This is a genomic window from Baekduia sp. (assembly GCF_035318805.1).
In the GTDB taxonomy this organism is placed as follows: Bacteria; Actinomycetota; Thermoleophilia; order Solirubrobacterales; family Solirubrobacteraceae; genus Baekduia.
Map to the genome: position 1 here is coordinate 30,764 of NZ_DATHDY010000138.1, position 19,509 is coordinate 50,272.

Sequence of the window (19,509 nt, forward strand, 5' to 3'; positions counted from 1 at the left end):
AACCCTCTCCCGTCGCTCTCCTGACCCCCTGGTCAGGTTGCTCAGACCCACTATCGGGCCTCGGCGGTGGCGGAATCCAGGGACGGGGGCCGCGGGTTCTTGGACAATCTTCGGGTGCCGCGTAGCATCCCGGGCGTGGACCCGGCAACCGCGGTTCCGACGTACGAGACGCCGCGCGGCGCAGTGGACCTGCAGTGCTTCGGGACCGAGCACCCGCGTGTCCGCGTGGGCCCGCACGGGCACCGCGATCTCGAGCTCCTGTACTTCGAGCGCGGCGGCGGCGAGCATCGCGTCGGCGCCTACACGTGGCCCGCGCGCGCGGGCGACCTGGTCCTCATCGCGCCCGGACAGGTCCACGACCTGGCGGGGATCGGCGCCAACGCGGTCGGGTGGGCCGTCGAGTTCTCGCCGCAGGACATCCGCGACGTGCGCGCCGACTCGTCGTCCCTGCTCCTCTGGCGATCCAACCCGCTGCTCAACCCGTTCATGGCGGCCGAGATGGATCCGGACGTCGGGCGCTTCTGCGTTCCCGAGCCCGACCGCGAGCGCTGGGTTCGCCGGTTGCACGACCTGCGTCGCGAGCTCCGCGACGAGCCCGACGGGCACGAGGGCGCCATCGCCGCCCTGCTGCTGCTGCTGCTCACCGACGTGGCCCGCCTCGCGCACGACGTGGCCGGAGCGATGCGCGCGCGTGACCAGCCGCTCCTCGCGCACGTCTTCGAGATCATCGAGTCCCGCTACGCCGAGCGGCTGACCCTGCGCGACGTGGCGGCGGCGGTGGGACTCAGCGGCGGATACCTGACGACCGTGGTGCGCGAACGGACCGGGCGCACCGTGGTCGACTGGATCCTCGAGCGCCGTCTCGCCGACGCACGTGCGCTGCTGCTCGGCAGCGACCTCACGGTCGAGGCGATCGCGCTGCGCGTCGGCTTCGAGGACCCGGCCTACTTCAGCCGCCGGTTCAGGCTCGCGCACGGATGCGCGCCCGGGGCGTGGCGCCGCGCGTCCGGCGGTTGAGCGGGACGCCGTCAGCGCGCACCCGCCGGTGCCGGACCGGGCAGGACGCCTGACCGCAGGAAGCTCTCCAGCTCCTCCCGCGAGGGCATCGCCGCCGAGCACGAATGGCGCGTGGCCACGATCGCCCCGGCGGCGTTGGCGGCATGCGCCGGCTGATCGAGCCCCCGCAGAAGCGAGTAACCCCAGCCCGCGGCGAAGGCGTCCCCGGCGCCGAGGCCGTTGATCGCGGCCACGGGGATCGGGGCCACGTCCTCGTGCGAGCCGTCGGGACGATGCACGCTGCAGCCGTCGGGCCCGTGCTTGGCGACGCGCACCGCCGAGCTGGGCGCAGCGGGGTCCAGCCCAGCCGCCGCCCATTCCTTGTCGCCTCCGAGCACCACGGTCGCCGCCGGCAGGACACGCTGCACCCGGGCGGCGAAGTCCTCGGCGCTTGCCCACAGCATCGGGCGCCAGTCCAGGTCCAGGATCGTGTGGTGCGGGCCGCCGGCACGGAGTCCGGCGAGGGCGACCATCGCCTCGAGGCTGGCTGCCCGCGCGAGCGCGGTTCCGCTGAGGTACAGCAGCGGGACGGCGGCCGCCACCTGCAGGTCGACGCCGGCGTCCTGCAGCGTCACCTCCCAGTCCGGGCAGGTCGGCGTCCGGTGGTAGGTGATGGGGAAGTCGTCCGGCGGCCAGATCTCGCAGAAGGCCAGGGCGGTGCGGCGCTGCGGGTCGGTCGCCACCCACCCGCAGTCCACCCCTTCCCCTTCGAGGAAGTTGCGGATGTGACGGCCGTGGCCGTCGTCGCCGACGGCCGAGAACACCGCGGTGCGAACGCCCAGCCGGGCCAGCCCGGTGGCGACGTTCGCCGCGAACCCGCCGGCGTACTGCCGGAACGTCTCGACGTCCTCCAGCGCCCGCCGGGACTGCTCGGGGTAGAGGTCGAGCGCGACGCGCCCGGTGACGAGCGCCTCGATCATGTCTCGACGAAGTACGTGCCGTGGCCCTGGCCGTCGGAGAACCAGCGGCTGGTCACGGTCTTCTTGCGGGTGAAGAACTCGACGGCGTCGCCGCCATGGGCGTGCAGGTCGCCGAGGAAGCTGTCCTTCCACCCTGAGAAGGGGAAGAAGGCGACGGGTGCCGCGACCCCGATGTTGACGCCCACCATCCCGGCCTCGACGTCATGGCGGAAGCGGCGCACCGCCGCGCCGCTCTCGGTGAAGATCGAGGTGCCGTTGCCGAAGCGGCTGGCGTTGACGATCGCGGTGGCCTCGTCCAGCGACTCGGCGCGCACGACCACGAGCACGGGCCCGAAGACCTCCTCCTGGGCGATGTCCATGCCGGGCAGGACGTCGTCGAGGATCGTCGGCCCGACGAACGCGCCCTCGGGGTGGATCCCGTCGCCGCCCACCCCGCGGCCGTCGACGACCGGCGTCGCGCCGTCGGCCACGCCGCGGTCGATCCACGCGGCGATGCGGTCGCGCGCCTGGCAGGAGACGACCGGGCCGACCTCGGTCGCCTCGTCGCTTCCGTCACCGACGGCCAATGCCTCGGTCGCCTGCACCAGCGCCGGCATCAGCCGGTCGTGCGCCTCGCCGACCGTGACGACCACCGAGCCGGCCATGCAGCGCTGGCCCGCCGCGCCGAACGCCGAGCCGACGATGCCGCCGACGGTCTTGTCGATCACCGCGTCGGGCATGACCACGATGTGGTTCTTGGCCCCGCCCAGGGCCTGCACGCGCTTGCCGGCCTGGGCGGCGCGCTCGTAGACGATCTTGGCCACCGGGGCCGAGCCGACGAAGGACACCGCGTCGATCCCCGGATGGTCGAGGATGCCCTCGACGATCTCGCGCCCGCCGTTGACGAGGTTGACGACGCCGGCCGGGAGGTCGAGGCCGTCGAGGACCTCGAAGGCGATCTGCTGGGTGAGCGGCACCTGCTCAGACGGCTTCAGGATGAAGGTGTTGCCGCAGCCGATCGCGAACGGCAGGAACCAGAACGGGACCATCGCGGGGAAGTTGAAGGGGACGATCGCCGCGCAGACCCCCACGGGCTGGCGGATCGTCTCGCAGTCGACGTTGCGCGCGACGTCCTCCAGGATCCGGCCCTGCATCGTCGTCGGGACCGCGCACGCGGCCTCGACCATCTCGATCATCCGCCCCACCTCGGCGCGGGCGTCGCCGATCGTCTTGCCCATCTCGGCCGTGACGCAGCGGGCGAGGTCCTCCTGCCGCGCGACGAGGCCCTCGCGCAGCGCGAACAGCCGGCGGGCGCGCTCGATGACCGACACGGCGCGCCACACGGGCAGCGCCGCACGCGCCGCCCGGACCGCGGCGTCGAGGTCCGAGGCGCCCGACAGCGGCACGCGGGCCAGCACCTCGCCGGTGGCGGGGTTGGTGACGTCCAGCGCGTCGGACGCGGCCGCGGGCGTCCAGGCGCCGGCGACGTAGTTGTCGAGCAGTCGGGTCGCGGTGGCGGACACGCGCGTCAGGCCTCGTCGTCGACGACGGCCATCGCGCGCACCGGGGCGGCGGTCGTCCCGACCCACTTGATCGGCGCCACGTAGAGCTGGAAGCCGTACGGGCGGCCGATCTGCTCGAGGTTCATCAGGTTCTCGAGGTGCCAGTACTCCTCGTCCCACATCACGCGGTGGGCCTCCCAGAACAGCTTCTTCTCGAACATCGCCCAGACCGGCGGGTCGAAGGTGATGGCGTCGCAGCCCATGAGCCGGACCCCCTGCGAGATCAGCCAGCGGGTGGCGTCGCCGCTCATCCCGGGGTGATCGGTGCGGTAGCGCTCCTCGGTGTTGTAGGAGCCCGCGCCCGTGTGGTTGAGCACGATGTCGCGCTCCTTGACCGAATACTCGATCCGGTCGAGCTCGCGCTTGACGTCGTCGGTCGTGATGACGTAGCCCGACTCCTTGTCGGTGAAGTCCAGCAGGACGCCGTCGGAGACGCAGTACTCCAGCGGGATCGTCTCAGGCCCGCCCGCGGTCGGGACGATGTGCTTGCGCGCGTCCAGATGCGTGCCCACGTGGTCGTTCTGGACGATCAGGTAGCTGGCCGTCAGCGAGTCGACGCCGTACGCGGCGGCGCCGATGCGCGTCGCGAAGTCCTCGTGGCTCTCGTACACGGTCAACGCCGGCGGCGGCACCCGCGGGAACGTCACCATGTCCATGTGGACGGGCATGGACAGGTCGATAATCCGCTTCACCGGATCTCCTTGTTGGTGGTGAGGGGCCGAAGGCGGTCGGCGACTTCGGACAGGTGGTCGTGCATGGCGGTCGCCGCGCGCTCGGGGTCGCGGGCGCGAAGGGCGTCGAGGATCGGCAGATGGCGGTCGGCGACCGGGCCGCGGGCCGACGCCGGCAGGCTGATCGAGATGAAGGTCCGTGCGTGCGGCTGGAGCTGCTCCCACTGACGCGCGAGCACCCGGTTGCGCGCCGCCTGCACGATCGTCGCGTGGAACGCCGCGTCGGCGGCGCTCTCGGCCATGGCGTCGCCGTCGTCGCCCGCCGTGCGCATGGTCGCGACGAAGCCGTCGAGCAGCGCCAGCTCGTCGTCGCTGATGTTGTGGGCGGCCAGTCGCGCGGCCACGCTCTCGAGCGCGGCCCGCACGGGGAACGCCTCGAGCAGGTCGTCGATCGACAGCTCGCGCACCGAGCATCCACGGAACGCCTCGTGCACCACGCACCCGAGCTGCTCGAGGTCGCGCAGGGCTTCCCGCACCGGCGCCTGGCTGATCCCCAGCTCCTGCGCGATCCGCGTCTCGACCAGCCGGCTGCCGGGCGAGTAGTGGCCCGAGAGGATGCGGGCCAGAAGGAGGTCGCGAACCTGCTCCCTCAGGATCACGCGCGAGAAGGGAGCGGCGCCCTCGCCGGCGCCCGTGCGCGTCACTGGCACGCGGTGAGGCCTCCGTCGAGCGTGAGGATCTGGCCGGTGATGAAGGAGGCGGCGTCGGTGCACAGCAGCAGCGACGCGCCGACGACGTCATCGGTCTCGGCGATGCGGTGCAGCGGGATCCGCGCCTCGAGGCCCGCGCGGAACGCCTCGTCGGCGAGCAGGCTCGCCGACTGGGCGGTCGCGACGAACGTCGGCGAGATCGTGTTGACGGTGATCTGGTGCTTGGCCCACTCCGTGGCCTGCTGGCGCGTCAGCGCGTCCAGCGCGCCCTTCGCCGCGACGTACGCCGAGAAGCCGTTGTCGATGCCGAGCTGCCCGCGGACCGAGGAGAAGTGCAGCACGCGCCCGCCCCGGCCGCCGGCGATCATCGCGCGCACGGCAGCCTGGGTCGGCAGCAGCGTCGAGCGCAGGTTGAGGTCGAACATCCGGTCCCACGCCTCCTCGGGGTAGGACTCGGCCGGATACAGCGCGTCGCCCGCTCCGCCGCCGACCGTGTTGACGATCACGTCGACCCGCCCGAAGGTCGCGAGCGTCTCGTCGACCAGCCGGTCGGCGTCCTCGCGGCGCGTCAGGTCGGCCGCCACCGGCGTCGCCTCGCCGCCGGCGTCCCGCAGCCGATCGGCGAGCGCCGCGGCGCGGTCGCGGTCACGCCCGTGGACCACCACGCGCGCGCCGACGCGCGAGAAGGCCTCACACAGCCGGCTGCCGATGCCCCCGGTCCCACCGGTCACGACCGCCACTCGACCGTCCAGACGAAAGCGCTGCAGCTCATCGGTCACCTGCGCCACGACCTCGCTCATGCGGCCCGTCAACCTCCGTTGATCGATCATCGATTCCTTGGGTCGATGATAGGGACCGCGCTGGCGCGCGGCAAGGCGGAACGGCCGGCGCCTTGCACCGCCCGTCGCGCCGGTGGTAGGTTGCCGGCGCCACCCGTCTAGACAGCCAGACACCTACTCTTGACCTCCTCGCCGTTCTCCCTCACCGGCCGCCGCGCCGTCGTCACCGGCGCGTCGCGGGGGATCGGCGCGGCGATCGCCATCGGGCTCGCCCGGGCCGGGGCCGACGTGGCGGGCATCCATCTCGCCGACCCCGAAGGCGCAGCCGCGACCGAGCGCGCGATCCGCGCCGCCGGCCGCCGCGCGGTCATCGTCGAGGGCGACACCGGCGACGCGGCCACGGTCCAGTCGCTGGCCGACACCGCGGTCGCCGAGCTCGGCGGCATCGACATCTGGGTCAACAACGCCGCGCGGCTCATGGTCAAGCCGTTCCTGGAGCTCACCGACGAGGACTGGCACGGCCTGCTGGCCGCCAACCAGCACGGCTACTTCTACGGCTGCCGCGCCGCGGCGCGCCAGATGGTGGCCCAGGGCGGCGGCGGGCGGATCGTCAACGTGACCTCGGCGGCCGACATCCTCGTCCTGGCCGAGCTGAGCGCCTACATCGCCGCCAAGGGCGCGATCGTCGGGCTCACGCGGACCCTGGGCGTCGAGCTGGCCCCGCACGGCGTCACCGTCAACGCCATCGCGCCGGGCGCCACCGAGACGCCGCTCAACCAGGAGGCCTATACGCCGGCGGTGCGCGCGGCGTACGCGCAGCGCATCCCGCTCGGGCGCATCGGGACGCCGGAGGAGGTCGCCGACGCCACGGTGTTCCTGGCCTCCGACGCGTCGCGCTACATCACGGGGCACGAGCTGGTGTGCGACGGCGGGCTGACGATCAACGGGACGGTGGGTCACGGCCGCTCCTGACCACCCCGACCGACCGCGCACGTCCCGCCGATAGGATCGCCGCCAGCGCATGAGCCCGCCACGCCGATCGGAGCCCAAGTCGCCATCGTCGCTCGAGCGCTTCGTGCCCCGCTACTTCGAGATCGAGCAGTCGCTGCGCACGCGCATCGCCGAGCTCGCGCCGGACGACCTGCTGCCCTCCGACGCGCAGCTGTGCGCCGAGTTCGGCGTGAGCCGGATGACGGCCCGCAACGCGGTCGCACGGCTGGCGCAGGAGGGCATCGTCTACCGGGTGCCGGGACGCGGGACCTTCGTCGCCGAGCCGCCCGTCCATCGCCAGGCCAGCAGCCTCCTGAGCTTCAGCGCCGAGATGCGCCGCCAGGGCAAGGACCCGACGTCCCGGCTCGTCGAGGGCACCGTGCGCGCCGCCGAGCCCGCCGAGCGCGCCCGCCTGCGGCTCGGCCGCCGCGGCAAGGTGGTGGTGATCAGCCGGCTGCGTCTCGCCGACGAGCAGCCGGTCGCGACGGAGACCGCCGTCCTCCCCGCCGAGCTGGCCGAGGGACTGCTGACCGCCGACCTCGAGCACGGCTCCCTGCACCGCGCACTGCTCGCGCTCGGCCGCGTGCCGACCGCAGGCACCGCGTCACTGCGCGCCGAGCCGGCTGCGCGGGCCGACGCGAAGCTCCTCGGCCTGCGGACCGGCGCGGCACTGCTCGTGGAGCGCCGCCTCATCTTCGACCACACCGGTGCCCCGCTGGAGCTCACCGAGTCGCGCTACGCGGGTGACCGCTACCGCCTCGACGTCAGCTTCGACGTCGAGCTGAGCGAGGACTGAGCCGGCGCGCCACTTCCGGTCGTCAGCCGCCTGCCTCCGCCTTGGCCCGCCTGACGGCCGCCGCCTTGGCCCGCCTGGCCGCCGCGGCAGTCGCCGGGGTGTCGGGCTTCTCGCCGCTGCCGGCCGCGAGGCTGGCCCGCTTGACGTCGGTGAGCACCTCGTCGATCGTCGCCACGTGGGCGGCGGCGACCGTGCCGGCGCGCACGAGCGCCCCCATGTCGACGGAGCCGGCGATCACCTCGTGCAGGACGGCGTCGGCCTCGGCCTGCTCGATCGCGCCGTCGGCGACGAGGGCCTGAAGCCGCGTCCGCACCTCCGTGACGATGGCGTCGTCAGGCGCCAACGGCAGGCGCTCGCCCTTCGCCCCGGGCTTCGCGCAGCCGGCGCCGTCCGCCGCGGACCTGGTGGGTGACGGCGTGCCCGGGTCGGCGGCCATCGCCGCCGCGCCGCCGGCCAGCACCGCGCTGGCGACGGCGATGGAGAGGTTGCGCGCGGCCTGCCGGTGGCGGCCGCGCCAGTCGTGAGAGGTGAACATGCAGGCGACCGTCCCAGCGCCTGCTGAGCTGGTCCTGAAGGTCGGTCGGTTCTTCAGCGGGGCTTCAGGTTCACTCAGGGATACTCCGCCCATGAGCGCCGCGCCGGCCCGGGTGGTCGTCGTCGAGGACGAGGAAGCTGTGCGGGAGGCCGTCGTGCGCGCGCTGGCCGTCGACGGCTACGTGGTGGCGGCGTTCGCCGACGCGCGCGAGCCGGAGGCGATCCTCCGCAGCGCCCCGGACCTCGCCGTCCTCGACGTGCTGCTCCCGGGCGGTGACGGCTTCGCCCTCGCGCGGACGCTGCGCGCGCACCGCGATGTCCCGGTCGTCTTCCTCACCGCGCGCGACGGCGTCGCCGACCGCCTGGCGGGCTTCGCGGTCGGAGCCGACGACTACCTCGTCAAGCCGTTCGCGCTGGAGGAGCTGCTCGCGCGTGTGCGGGCCGTCCTGCGACGCACGGGCCGGCTGTCTGAGCCGTTGCAGGTCGGCGACCTCCTGGTCGACGAGTCGACCGGCGGCGCGATGCGCGCCGGGCGCGCGCTGGACCTCACGCCGACCGAGCTGCGCCTGGTCGCGTACCTCGCCCGCCACCGCGGAACGCTGCTGTCCAAGACGCAGATCCTGACCCAGGTGTGGGGCTATGACGCCTACGACCCGAACGTCGTCGAGGTGCACGTCAGCGCGCTGCGGCGCAAGCTCGAGGCGCACGGATCGCGGATGATCCACACCGTGCGCGGCGTCGGCTACCGGCTCTCGCCGTGAGCACCGGGTCGCTGCGCCGCCGCGTCGCGCTCGTCGCGCTGCCGCTGCTGGTCATCGCCCTCGCCGGAAGCGCCGCCGTCGTCACGGTCCGCTACCGCCACGGCCTCGAGCAGGACCTGCGCCAGCGATTGCTCGCGGGCGCGAAGGCGATCTCCGGCGCGCCGGTCGATCAGACCAAGTCCGTCATGTCCGCGCTCGCCCTGCAGGGCATCGACACGCAGATCCACACCGACCCGGATCCAGCGTCCACCGAGCGGCAGCTGCTCGAGGACCCCGCGGGCGACGGAGCGCTCCTCGGGCCGTCCTCGGTCGTGTCGACCGGCCAGCTGCTCGTCGTGAAGATCCCGGTGGCCGGCGGCCAGCTGGGCGTGGGCCCGTATGTGCAGGACGTCAGCGGCTCCGTCGCCACGCTCTCGGCAAGCCGCGCCAGCGTCGACCGCGCCGTGCGCCGGCTCGTCGTGATCGAGATCGCGGTGGCCATCGCCGCGGTGGCGATCGCCGCCCTGCTGCTCCTGCGGGGCCTGCGGTCCGCCCTGCAGCCGCTGGCGCACGTGGGCGCCGTCGCCGCCCGGATCGCCGGCGGGGCGCACGACGAGCGACTGCGCCCCGACCGCCCACACACCGAGCTCGGCCGGATGGCCGCCGCCTTCGACCACATGGTCGACGAGCTCGAGGAGTCGATCGCGCGCGCTCGTCGCTCGGAGTCGGCGATGCGACGGTTCCTGGCCGACGCGTCGCACGAGCTGCGCACGCCGATCGCCGCCTTGCAGGCCACGGCGGAGACGCTGCTGCGCGAGCAGCCCGACCGACCAGAGCGCGACGCGCTCGAGGCACGCGTGGCCGGCGACGCCGCGCGGCTCGGCCGACTTGTCGCCGACCTGCTCGACCTGGCTCGCCTCGAGGCCAACGAACCGCTCGCGCGCAGGCGGGTCGACGTCGGGGCCGTCGCCGCGCGCGCCGTCGCCGAAGCGACAGGACACCTGCCCGGCCCCGTCGTCGACGTCGATGCCGAAGACGGGGCGATCGTGCTCGGCGATGCCGATGCGCTCGCCCGTGCGCTGCGCAACCTCGTCGAGAACGCCATCACCGCGGCAGGCCGGTCCGGGCGCGTGTGGGTCGTCGTCCGACGCGACGGCGCCGACCTCGTCGCCGGCGTCGAGGACGACGGTCCCGGCGTTCCCGCCGCCGAGCGCGAGCGGATCTTCGAAGGGTTCGTCCGCCTCGAGCCGGTCCGCGCGCCCGGAGCCGGCCTGGGCCTCGCGATCGCCCGTCGCGTCGCCCGCGAGCACGGCGGCGATCTGACGTGCGACGCCGGCGCCGGCGGACGGTTCGTGCTGCGCCTGCCGGCGGCCCCCGCGGTTCCGCTCCCGGCGCATGCGGCAGCCCGCGACTCGCAGTGATCTCCTGTACGTCACCGGCTTTGTCTCGCGCCACGAAGAGAGGGCACGGACCTAGCGCCGCCAGCGGCTGGCCGACACCATCGAGGCGCTGATCGCCGAGACGTTGCATCTCAACGTCCAAGCGCCATGCGTCGTCGGCCGCGCGGGGTGGGCCCGTACGCCGCGGCCACACCGCGCCAAACAGGCCCACCCCGCCTCCCGAGCCGTCGCGGCAGACCCCCGGCGCGGAGCGCTCCCTCCCACTCACCCGTCATCGCCCCGAACCACGCCCCGCGCACCGACCACGCCCGAGCGGAGCGCCCCCGACCCACGCCGGCCGTCGCGGCAGACCCCCGGCGCGGAGCGCTCCCTCTAGCCCGCCACCTGGATCGCGACCCTCGTCCGGCGCTCCTCCCCCGGCGCCAGCAGCGGCAGCCGGCCCTGCGCGCGGTCGGCGGCGCGGCCCAGCACCGAGCAGTTCGCGGGCTCCAGCCCCAGGACGCCCATGCCCGGTGCGGGATGGACCCACTGGTGCAGGCGCGGGAGCGTCTCGGCGTCCCAGCGCAGCGTGAGCGTCAGGCGGTGCGCCGGGTGGTGCACCTGCGCCTCGGCCCAGCCGTCGGGTGCCGGGGTCACGACGTGCTCGTAGACGCGCTCCATCGCACCGGGCACCACCCCCAGCGCGCGGTCCCAGTCCGCCAGATGCAGCGCGGCAACGTGGTCGCGCGGCGCCGGCGCCGCCTGCGCGCCGGCGCCCACGCGCAGGCGCGCCGGCACCGACCACAGCGGCGCGCCGAGGTTGACGTGGTAGAGGATCGGCGCGGGCACGATCTCGCCGCCGCGGTTGCGCACGACGTCCTCGACGCGAACCTCGCCCGCCCCGACGGACGTGGTGATCGTGCGCCGCAGCTCGAGGTCGCCGTCGACCACGACGCCCCCGACGATCAGGCTCTCGGCCGTGCGCTGGACCTCGACGCCGCGCGCCGGCCGGTGCGAGTAGGCGCCGTGCAGCCCGTGCCCCTCCGACGGCGCGCCGACGTTGGCCAGCCCGCACGTGGTGACCAGCCCGCCGCCGAACGCGGTGCGCCACCGGTCCCCCGTCAGCTCCGCGGCCTCCAGCGCCGGGCGCTCGCCGAGCGACGAGATCCAGGCCAGCGGCACGCCGCGGTACCAGGCCGCGCCGAGGTCCAGGCCGCGGTCGGGCAGCACGCGGAGGTCGATGCCGCCCAGGACCCGCAGGTCGATCGCGCGGCAGCCCGCCGCCGGGCCCTCGGCGACGACCGAGCAGACGGCCGAGGCGACCTGCTCGGGCGAGCCGAGCGACGCGGGGTCGTACCCGGCCACCGTCGCCCCTCAGTGGATGAACGGCGCGAGGTTGTCGCGAGCGATGAGGAATCCTCGCTGGACGGCCTCGGCGCTGCCCTCGAACGCGCGGTCCTCGTGCTCGATCGAGGTGACGAAGTCGTAGCCGACGGCGTACAGCGCGCCGAAGAACGCGCCCCAGTCGACCTGGCCCAGGCCGCACAGCCGCGGGACCTGCCACCCCACGCCGGCGCTCATGACGCCCCACTCGTAGAGCCCGTCGGGCCGCACCTCGACGTCCTTGGCGTGGACGTGGAAGATGCGCTCGCCGAACTCGTGGATCGCGCGCGGGCAGTCGATGAACTGCCACACGAGGTGCGAGGGATCGAAGTTCAGGCCGAAGTTCGCGTCGGGCACGATCTCGAACATCGACCGCCAGATGGCGGGCGCGAAGGCCAGGTTGCTGCCCCCGGGCCACTCGTCCTGGCTGAAGATCATCGGGCAGTTCTCGATGGCGATCCGCCGGCCGTGGTCGGCGGCGAAGCCCACGAGCTCCGGCCAGACGCGGCCGAACCGCTCGAGGTTCTCCTCGACCCCCCGGGTCTTGTCGCGGCCCACGAACGTGCCGACGACCTCGACGCCTAGCCGCTCCGCGGCCACGATCACCTTCCGCAGGTGCTCGGCCGCGGCGCCGGCGGCGGCAGGGTCCGGGTCCAGCGGGTTGGGGTAGTAGGCCAGCGCCGAGATCACGAGCCCTCGCTGCTCCAGCAGGTCGACGATGCGCTGCGCCCGGGCATCGTCGAGCGCGTCGACGTCGATGTGGCTGACGCCGGCGTAGCGGCGCGCCGCTCCCTCGCCCGACGGCCAGCACGCCACCTCCAGCGCGCCGAAGCCGTTGGCGGCGGCCCAGTCGGCGACCGCCTCGAGGTCGAGCGTCGGGAACGCGGCGGTGAGCAGGCCGAGCCTCATGTCCAAGCCTCCGTCTTCGTGGTGCGGTCGACGTCGGCCCAGCGGCCTTCCCGAGCGCTGGCGGCGATGGCCTCACCGATCAGCGTCTGCTCGTGGCCGTCGGCGAACGTGGCGTAGTCGGGCTCGTCCGGCGGTCCGCCGGCGGCGACGGCGCGGTACACCGCGCGGTAGAGCTCGCGGAAGGTGTTCTCGAAGCCCTCGGCGTGCCCGCCCGGCACGGACGCCAGCGCGGCCGCGGCCGGCGTCAGCAGCGCCGGATCGCGCAGCAGCACCTGGTTGGGCTCGTCGCGGTGGCCGATCCACAGCTCCTCGGGGCGCTCGGCCATCCACGCCACCGCGCTGCGCGAGCCGTCGATCTCGAAGCTCAGCGCGTTCTTGCGCCCGGCGCTGAGCTGCGACACGGTGACCGCGCCGCGTGCGCCGCCCGCGAAGCGCAGGAGCATGCTGGCCGTGTCCTCGGTCTGGATCTCGCGTGCGACGGCCTCCGAGGCCGCGTCGGTCGAGTAGGTCTCGACCGGCCCGGCGGGCTGCCGGCGGCGCGGGATGAACGTCGTCAGGTCCGCCATCACCGACTCGACGCGGTGGCCGCTGATGAAGGTCATCAGGTCGATCCAGTGCGAGCCGATGTCGCCGACGGCGCGCAGCGCTCCGCCGCGGTCCTGCTCCAGGCGCCAGTTCCAGTCCGTGTCGTACATCAACCAGTCCTGCAGGTAGGACCCGGTCACCAGCCGCACGTCGCCCAGCGTCCCGGCGGCCACTCGCTCGCGCGCCTCGCGGCACTGCGGGTAGAAGCGGATGTTGAAGTTCACCGCGTGCACCAGGCCGGAGTCGCGGGCCAGGCGCAGCAGCTCCCCGGTCTCGTCGGAGTCCAGCCCGAGCGGCTTCTCGCAGACGACGTGCTTGCCGGCCTGAAGGGCAGCCTTGGCCTGCGGATGGTGGAGGTGGTTGGGCGAGGTGATGTGCACGACGTCGACGCGCGGGTCGGCGAGCATCGCCTCGTAGCTCTCGTAGGGCTCCGGCAGCGGGTAGGACCGCGCCTTCTCGCGCACGCGCGCGGGCGAGGACCCCACGATGCCCGTGACCTCGACGCCCAGCCGCCGCAGCGCCTCGACGTGGACCAACCCGATGAACCCGGTCCCCACGACCGCGGCCCGCAGCCCGCCGGCGTCCGTCACGCCGCCCTCCCCTCGTCGGGGCGCGGGACGAACGCGAACGCCCTGGCCGGGTTGTCCTCGAAGATCGCGCGGGCGAGGTCGTCGCCGAGCTCGCGCGCCAGCCGCGGCCGGAAGCGCGCGAAGACGTAGTCCATGCCCGGCCCGCCGCCGTAGGCGCGCATCATGTTCGCGCGCCCGACGTCGCCGCCCACGAGCAGGCGGTCGCCGTGGCCGCGCTTCGCGACGTCGGCGATCAGGGCCAGGATCGTCGAGTCGGGCCAGTACTTCGTCCGTCCGGGTCCGTCGTACTGCAGCCACGCCCCGGTCTCGGCGATCGCCGTGTGCTCGCCGGCGTCGGGATTGCGATCGAGGTGCGCCAGGACGACCGCCGCCGGCGCCACGCCGAGGTCGCGGAGGCGCTCGACCAGCGCCTCCCCCATCGTCCCGTGCTGGGTGTGCACGCAGACGGGGGCGCCGGTCGCGGCGTGGGCCGCGGCGGCGGCCTCGAACGCCGTCGCCTCCAGCGCGCTGACGGCGTGGTAGCCGGCGCCGACCTTGATGACGCCCGCCCGGGCGCCGGTGCCGTCCATCCCCTGCGTGACCTCGTCGACGAACCGCTGCTGCAGCGACGCGACGGTCGCGGTGCGGGCCCAGGAGTCGGCCGCGTAGTGCGCGTCGCGGTGCAGGCCCGTCGCGCCGACGACGTGCAGGCCGGTCGCCTCGCTCACCGCGACCAGCCCGTCCGCCCGCCGGCCGAGCCCCAGCGGCGTCCAGTCCACCAGCGCGCGGGCGCCGGCCGCCACGAGCGTGGCCGCCTCGGCGATCGCGCGGTCGACGTCCTGGAAGGTGTCGCCCGGCTGCAGCGGCGTCTCGAGGAAGAGGTGCTCGTGCGCGTCGGTCGGCCCCAGCCGCGCCGGGTCGAGGTCGCCGCGCACGGTGCGGACGACCGCCTGCGCCGCCACTACGTCAGCGCCCGCTCTTCGCACAGCGCGTAGGCGCCGGCCCACGGCCGCACCCGCTCGAGCGTGGCGCTCGCGGCGAGCACGTCGACGTCGGCGCCGTGGCGGCCGACGATCTGCAGGCCGACGGGATAGCGGCCGTGCGCCAGGCCCGCGGGCACCGACGCCGCGGGATGGCCCGTGAAGTTGATGGGGTAGGTCAGGCACCACCCGATCAGCTCGTCGACCGCGACGCCCTCGATCTCGCTCGGGCCGACGGTCTCGCCGGGCACCTCCGCGTTGGGCACCGGCAGGCACCCGAGCGTCGGGGTCACCAGGAGGTCGTGGTCGTCGAAGACCGCTCCGATGGCCTCGAGCACCTTGGTGCGCAGGTGCGCGTCGTGCGCCATGTCGCGCGCGGTCGCGCGCAGGCCCTCGTCCATCCAGCGCAGGTACTGCGGCGGCAGCTGGTCGCGGTGCTCGCCGAGCATGTCGATGCCGCCGGCCTTGAGCGCCTCGAGCGTGTCGAGGTTCAACGGGGTCAGCACGCGCGACCACAGGTCGCTGAGCTCGCGCTGGTCGCAGGGCAGGTGGATCTCGACGGGCTCGACGTGCGCGCCGGCCGCCTCCAGCGCCCGCACCGCCTCCTCCACGACCGCGGCGACGGCCGGGTCGACCGGGAAGCCGCCCATGTCGGGGCTGTAGCCGATCCGCATCCCGCGCACCGAGCGCCGCACCGCGGCGATCGGGTCGTCGTGGAACGCGAAGCTCAGCGGGTCGCGCGGGTCGGGGCCCGACAGCGCCGTGAGCGTCAGCGCCGCGTCGGCCACCGTCCGGGTCAGCAGCCCCTCGAAGATGAACGGGTCGATGCTCGCGAAGGCGTTGGGGCGGACGACCAGCGGCGCGCGGCCGAACGACTGCTTGAACCCGTACACGTTGCACCACGCCGCCGGGATGCGGATCGAGCCGCCGGCGTCGGTGCCCTCGGCGAACGACAGCAGGCCGTCGGCCACCGCGGCCGCGCCGCCGCCGGACGAGCCGCCGGAGTTGCGCGACAGGTCGAACGGGTTGCGGGTCGGCCCGAACAGCGGGTTGTCGCAGGTGCCGCGGAAGCCCATCACGGGGCTGTTGGTGCTGCCGACCAGGATCGCGCCGGCCTCCTCCATCCGCTGGGCCCAGACGGTGCGCATGTCGATGACCTGGTCGCGCAGCGCCGGGATGCCGCCGAACGTGGCGGGCCAGCCGGGCTTGAAGTCGAACAGGTCCTTGATCGCGGTCGGCACGCCGTGCAGCGGCCCGAGCGCCTCGCCGGCGGCGAGCGCCGCGTCGGCGGCGCGGGCGCGCTCGCGGGCCTCGTCGAAGGCGAGGTGGACGAGCGCGTTGAGGCTCGGGTTGCGCTCCTCGATGCGCGCGATGGTCGCCTCGAGCGCCTCCACGGCCGAGAGCTCGCGCTCCCGGATCCGCTGCGCGAGCTGGGTCGTCGACACCCAGGCCAGCTCGGCCCCGGGCGCCGTGGTGGTGCGCTCAGGCGCTTCGCTGGACACGGGCATAGAGGGCGGCGAGCGCCAGGATGATGAGGCCATAGAGGATCTGCCGGACCGAGTCGTCGGCGTTGAGCAGGGTCAGGAACGAGTCCAGGACGGTCAGGATGAGCGCGCCCATGATCGTCCCGGAGTAGGTCCCCACGCCACCGAACAGCGACGTCCCGCCGAGCACCACCGCGGCGATCGACGGCAGCAGGAAGGAGTCGGCCAGGCCGAGGTCGGCGGCGTTGAGCAGGCCCGCGAGCACGATGCCGGAGACGGCGGCCAGCAGCCCGCACAGGGCGTAGGTGACGGTCAGCAGCTGCCAGGACCGCACGCCGGCCAGCCGCATGGCCATCGGGTTGTCGCCGTAGGCGTACAACATCCTTCCGTAGCCCGATCTGCGCAACCCCAGGATCACGATGACCGAGATCGCGATCCACAGGAGCAGGCTGTTGGGGACGAACCCGACCAGCGGCTCGCCGCCGACCTGGCGCACGAAGTGCGGCACGTCCTGGCCGGCGGTGCGGTTGGTCGCCGCTCGAACCGTGAGCAGGCCGGTGACGACCCCGGCGATGCCGAGCGTCATGATGAGCGGCTGGACCTGGAAGATCCCGACGCCGATGCCGTTGACCAGGCCGACGGCGAGCCCGATGGCCAGGCCGTAGAGGATCGCGCTGACCGTCCCGTGCGAGGACTGGCCGGCCATGACGTACGCCGCCGCGGTGGCGGTCGCCCCCATGGACAGGTCGATGCCGGCGGTGAGCATGACGAGCGTCTGGCCGGCGGCCATGATCGCCAGCGGCGCGGCGTAGCGCAGGATCGCGCCGGTCTGGTCGCCCGACAGGTAGCTGGACTTGACGATCGTGCAGGCGGCGACGAGCGCGACCAGGATCAGCCCGAGCATGAGCAGCGGGTGCTCGACCAGCGCGCGCTTGACGCGGTCCAGCTCGCGCGGCGCCGGGTCGCGGGTGGGTGCGGGGGCGCTGACGCTCATGCCGCGCGCCTCCTCAGCAGCAGTCCGCCGATCATGACCATCGCCACGATGAGAGCCCCCTGGATCACCTGTCCGTAGTTCGCGTCGGCGCCGAGGAACGTCAGCACGGTCACCGCCGCCGAGAGGATGAACGCCGCGAGCACCGGGCCCACGAGCCCGCCGGTCCCGCCGGCCAGGCTGACCCCGCCGATGACGACCGCCGCCACCGAGGTCAAGGTGTAGAAGTCGCCCGACAGCGGGCTGCCGATGCTCGTCGTCGACGTCAGCGCCAGCCCGCCGAGCGCGGCGAACAGCCCGCCCACCGTGTAGGCCAGGATGCGCGTCCGATCGACGCGCACGCCGCTCAGGTAGGCCGCGTCGCGATCGCTGCCGACGGCGTAGATCGCCAGCCCCAGCCGGCGCGAGCGCAGCGGCAGCCAGATCAGCAGGTAGGCCCCGGCGAGGACGAGCAGGCCGTTGGGCGTCCACTCCCAGATCGACGAACCGCTCGAGAGCGTCTGGTAGTCGGCCGGGGACCCGCCGCCCGGCGTGGGCAGGACGATCAGCGCGACGCCCGCCCAGACGAAGCCGAGCGCCAGCGTGACGATGATGTCGGGCACGCCGGTGGTGACGACCGCCACGCCGGTGAGCGTCCCGATCACCATGCCGATGACCAGCACGAGCAGCGAGATGGCCAGCGCGGCGCCCATGCCGTGGCCCTCCATCAGCCGCGCGGCGATGACGTTGGTGAGCGCCATCACCGAGCCGACCGAGAGGTCGACGCCGCGCGAGATGACGACGACGGCCTGCGCCATCGCGGCGAAGGCCAGCGGCATGCCCGCGATCACGAGCGACTGGACGTCGAACGACGTGAAGTTCGGGGCGACGTTGGCCTCGACGATCAGCAGCGCGATCAGGATCGCCAGCACACCGAGGGTCCAGCCCTGACGCGAGACGAACCGGCGGAGCTTCACGCCCGGCTCTCCCGACGGGGGCAGTGCGACTTCGGTTGCCGTGCTCATGACAGTGCGATCTCCTCTACGAGGCCGTGCGCAGAGCGCAGCAGCCGGGCCTCGGTCGCCTGGGAGGCGGGCAGACGATCGCTGACGGCCCCGCGGTGCAGCACCACGACCCGGTCGCAGACGAGCTGGATCTCGGGCAGCTCGCTGGTGAACACGAGCACGGCGGCGCCCTCGGCGGCCACCTCGCGCAGCAGGGCGTAGATCTGGCGCTTGGTGCCGATGTCGATGCCGCGCGTGGGATCGAAGCACAGCAGCACCTCGAAGCCGGACGCCAGCCAGCGGGCGATCGTCAGCTTCTGCTGGTTGCCGCCGCTCAGCCGCCGGGCCTGACGCTGCGCGCGGGTGTCGATCTGCAGACGGGCGATCGCCTCGTCGACCCTGGTGCGCTCGCGGCGGAGGTTGATCGGGCCCCACCGGCGCAGCGGGCTGTACAGCGGCGCGGCGATGTTCTCGCGAATCGAGCGCTGGGGCAGCAGCGCGAGGACCCGGTCCGACGGCACCAGCACCATGCCGGCCTTGATCGCGTCGTAGGGGTCGCGCGGGCGCGTGGGCTTGCCGGTGCGCTCCACCGTGCCGTGGCGGATCCGCTGCTGGCCGGAGAGCAGGTCGAAGAGCGTGTCCTGTCCCTGGCCCTCGAGCGCCGCCACGCCGACGACCTCGCCGGCGCGGACCTCGAAGTCCACGCCGTCGGGGGACTCGTCGGAGAGGCGCAGCCCCCGCACCGAGAGCGCCGGCGGACCCTCCGTCTGGGTCTCGGCCTGGGCGGCCGCCTCGACCTCCTGGGCGATCGTGTCCTGGGACTCGCCGAGCATGAGCTCGACGATCTTGCCCTCGGCGCCCTGGCTGGGCTTCAGGGTGCCGACGGCGCGGCCGTCGCGCAGGACGGTGGCGCGATCGCACAGCAGCGTGACCTCGGCCAGCCGGTGCGAGATGAAGAGGACGGAACGGCCGCGGTCGCGGAGGTCGCGCGCGACGACGAAGACGCGCTCGGCCAGGTCGGACGGCAGCGCCGCGGTGATCTCGTCGAGCAGCAGCAGCTGCGGGTCGAACGAGAGCGCGCGCGCCAGGTCGATCATGCGCAGCGTCGCCAGCGGCAGGTTGCCGACGAGCTCGTGGGGATCGACCGCGACGTCCATGTCGCGCAGCGACTCCTGCACGCGCGCGAGGTCGGCGCCGGTCAGGCGCATGTTCTGGGCGACGGTCAGATCCGGCATGAGCGCCGGATCCTGGAAGACGGGCGCCAGCCCGGCGGTCCGAGCGCTGCGCGGAGAGCTGATGGTGACCGGCGACCCGGCGACGGCGATCTCGCCCGAGTCGGATGAGATCACGCCGGTGAGGATCTTCACCAGCGTGCTCTTCCCGGCGCCGTTGGCGCCCAGGAGCGCGTGGATCTCGCCCGGCTCGACGACGAGGTCGGCGGAGCGCAGCGCCACGACGGGGCCGTAGCTCTTGGCGATGTTGCGGACGGTGAGGAGGCTCATGGGGAGG

The 19,509-nt window shown here is 73.7% G+C and carries 19 protein-coding genes; 5 read left to right on the forward strand and 14 right to left on the reverse strand.

Annotated features, from left to right (window positions below; all coding sequences use genetic code 11):
• Positions 1 to 135: 135 nt before the first annotated feature.
• The gene (locus tag VK501_RS27535) at positions 136 to 1,017 is read left to right on the forward strand and encodes an AraC family transcriptional regulator (RefSeq protein ID WP_324343255.1); all 882 of its coding nucleotides are present in this window, start codon (positions 136 to 138) and stop codon (positions 1,015 to 1,017) included.
• Between the two features lie 11 nt (positions 1,018 to 1,028).
• Here the strand turns inward: VK501_RS27535 and VK501_RS27540 are convergent, their stop codons facing one another.
• The 5 genes from VK501_RS27540 to VK501_RS27560 are packed head-to-tail and all read right to left on the reverse strand — an operon-like array spanning position 1,029 to position 5,698.
• Complete coding sequence (locus tag VK501_RS27540; RefSeq protein WP_324343256.1) at positions 1,029 to 1,976, reverse strand: PfkB family carbohydrate kinase; 948 nt, start codon at positions 1,974 to 1,976, stop codon at positions 1,029 to 1,031.
• Positions 1,973 to 3,478: a CoA-acylating methylmalonate-semialdehyde dehydrogenase gene (locus VK501_RS27545; RefSeq protein ID WP_324343257.1), complete on the reverse strand. Its 1,506-nt coding sequence runs from the start codon at positions 3,476 to 3,478 to the stop codon at positions 1,973 to 1,975. Before VK501_RS27545 ends, VK501_RS27540 begins: the two co-directional genes overlap by 4 nt.
• Before the next feature lie 5 nt (positions 3,479 to 3,483).
• Positions 3,484 to 4,209, reverse strand: coding sequence for a cyclase family protein (locus tag VK501_RS27550; protein WP_324343258.1), 726 nt, complete (start codon positions 4,207 to 4,209; stop codon positions 3,484 to 3,486).
• Positions 4,206 to 4,898, reverse strand: coding sequence for a GntR family transcriptional regulator (locus VK501_RS27555; RefSeq protein ID WP_324343259.1), 693 nt, complete (start codon positions 4,896 to 4,898; stop codon positions 4,206 to 4,208). The genes VK501_RS27550 and VK501_RS27555 overlap by 4 nt, the downstream gene beginning before the upstream one ends.
• On the reverse strand, positions 4,889 to 5,698 hold the full coding sequence (locus tag VK501_RS27560; RefSeq protein WP_324343260.1) for an SDR family NAD(P)-dependent oxidoreductase: 810 nt from the start codon (positions 5,696 to 5,698) through the stop codon (positions 4,889 to 4,891). The genes VK501_RS27555 and VK501_RS27560 overlap by 10 nt, the downstream gene beginning before the upstream one ends.
• Before the next feature lie 159 nt (positions 5,699 to 5,857).
• Between VK501_RS27560 and VK501_RS27565 the strand changes: the two genes are divergently transcribed.
• Both VK501_RS27565 and VK501_RS27570 read left to right on the forward strand, forming a co-directional pair.
• Positions 5,858 to 6,649 carry an SDR family NAD(P)-dependent oxidoreductase gene (locus tag VK501_RS27565; RefSeq protein ID WP_324343261.1) on the forward strand — a complete coding sequence of 264 codons (792 nt, stop codon included), beginning with the start codon at positions 5,858 to 5,860 and terminating at the stop codon, positions 6,647 to 6,649.
• Positions 6,650 to 6,698: 49 nt separating this feature from the next.
• Positions 6,699 to 7,463, forward strand: coding sequence for a GntR family transcriptional regulator (locus tag VK501_RS27570; RefSeq protein WP_324343262.1), 765 nt, complete (start codon positions 6,699 to 6,701; stop codon positions 7,461 to 7,463).
• 22 nt (positions 7,464 to 7,485) lie between these two features.
• Here VK501_RS27570 and VK501_RS27575 read toward each other — a convergent pair whose 3' ends face one another.
• Positions 7,486 to 7,998, reverse strand: coding sequence for a hypothetical protein (locus tag VK501_RS27575; RefSeq protein WP_324343263.1), 513 nt, complete (start codon positions 7,996 to 7,998; stop codon positions 7,486 to 7,488).
• 91 nt (positions 7,999 to 8,089) lie between these two features.
• On the opposite strand from VK501_RS27575, the gene VK501_RS27580 reads away from it, so the two are divergent.
• Both VK501_RS27580 and VK501_RS27585 read left to right on the forward strand, forming a co-directional pair.
• Positions 8,090 to 8,758, forward strand: coding sequence for a response regulator transcription factor (locus tag VK501_RS27580; protein ID WP_324343264.1), 669 nt, complete (start codon positions 8,090 to 8,092; stop codon positions 8,756 to 8,758).
• Complete coding sequence (locus VK501_RS27585; RefSeq protein ID WP_324343265.1) at positions 8,755 to 10,158, forward strand: HAMP domain-containing sensor histidine kinase; 1,404 nt, start codon at positions 8,755 to 8,757, stop codon at positions 10,156 to 10,158. Before VK501_RS27580 ends, VK501_RS27585 begins: the two co-directional genes overlap by 4 nt.
• Before the next feature lie 351 nt (positions 10,159 to 10,509).
• Here the strand turns inward: VK501_RS27585 and VK501_RS27590 are convergent, their stop codons facing one another.
• The 8 genes from VK501_RS27590 to VK501_RS27625 are packed head-to-tail and all read right to left on the reverse strand — an operon-like array spanning position 10,510 to position 19,502.
• Entirely contained in the window at positions 10,510 to 11,481 is a 972-nt protein-coding gene (locus VK501_RS27590) for a DUF4432 family protein (RefSeq protein WP_324343266.1), read from the reverse strand.
• 9 nt (positions 11,482 to 11,490) lie between these two features.
• Positions 11,491 to 12,408: a sugar phosphate isomerase/epimerase gene (locus tag VK501_RS27595; RefSeq protein WP_324343267.1), complete on the reverse strand. Its 918-nt coding sequence runs from the start codon at positions 12,406 to 12,408 to the stop codon at positions 11,491 to 11,493.
• Entirely contained in the window at positions 12,405 to 13,583 is a 1,179-nt protein-coding gene (locus tag VK501_RS27600) for a Gfo/Idh/MocA family oxidoreductase (RefSeq protein ID WP_324343268.1), read from the reverse strand. Before VK501_RS27600 ends, VK501_RS27595 begins: the two co-directional genes overlap by 4 nt.
• Positions 13,580 to 14,524 carry a hypothetical protein gene (locus VK501_RS27605; protein WP_324343269.1) on the reverse strand — a complete coding sequence of 315 codons (945 nt, stop codon included), beginning with the start codon at positions 14,522 to 14,524 and terminating at the stop codon, positions 13,580 to 13,582. The genes VK501_RS27600 and VK501_RS27605 overlap by 4 nt, the downstream gene beginning before the upstream one ends.
• Positions 14,524 to 16,044 (reverse strand): amidase, encoded by a 1,521-nt coding sequence (locus VK501_RS27610; protein WP_324343270.1) that lies wholly within the window; start codon positions 16,042 to 16,044, stop codon positions 14,524 to 14,526. Before VK501_RS27610 ends, VK501_RS27605 begins: the two co-directional genes overlap by 1 nt.
• Positions 16,025 to 17,020: an ABC transporter permease gene (locus VK501_RS27615; RefSeq protein ID WP_324343271.1), complete on the reverse strand. Its 996-nt coding sequence runs from the start codon at positions 17,018 to 17,020 to the stop codon at positions 16,025 to 16,027. The genes VK501_RS27610 and VK501_RS27615 overlap by 20 nt, the downstream gene beginning before the upstream one ends.
• Complete coding sequence (locus VK501_RS27620; protein WP_324343272.1) at positions 17,017 to 18,021, reverse strand: ABC transporter permease; 1,005 nt, start codon at positions 18,019 to 18,021, stop codon at positions 17,017 to 17,019. Before VK501_RS27620 ends, VK501_RS27615 begins: the two co-directional genes overlap by 4 nt.
• Positions 18,018 to 19,502: a sugar ABC transporter ATP-binding protein gene (locus VK501_RS27625; RefSeq protein WP_324343273.1), complete on the reverse strand. Its 1,485-nt coding sequence runs from the start codon at positions 19,500 to 19,502 to the stop codon at positions 18,018 to 18,020. The genes VK501_RS27620 and VK501_RS27625 overlap by 4 nt, the downstream gene beginning before the upstream one ends.
• Positions 19,503 to 19,509 lie beyond the last annotated feature (7 nt).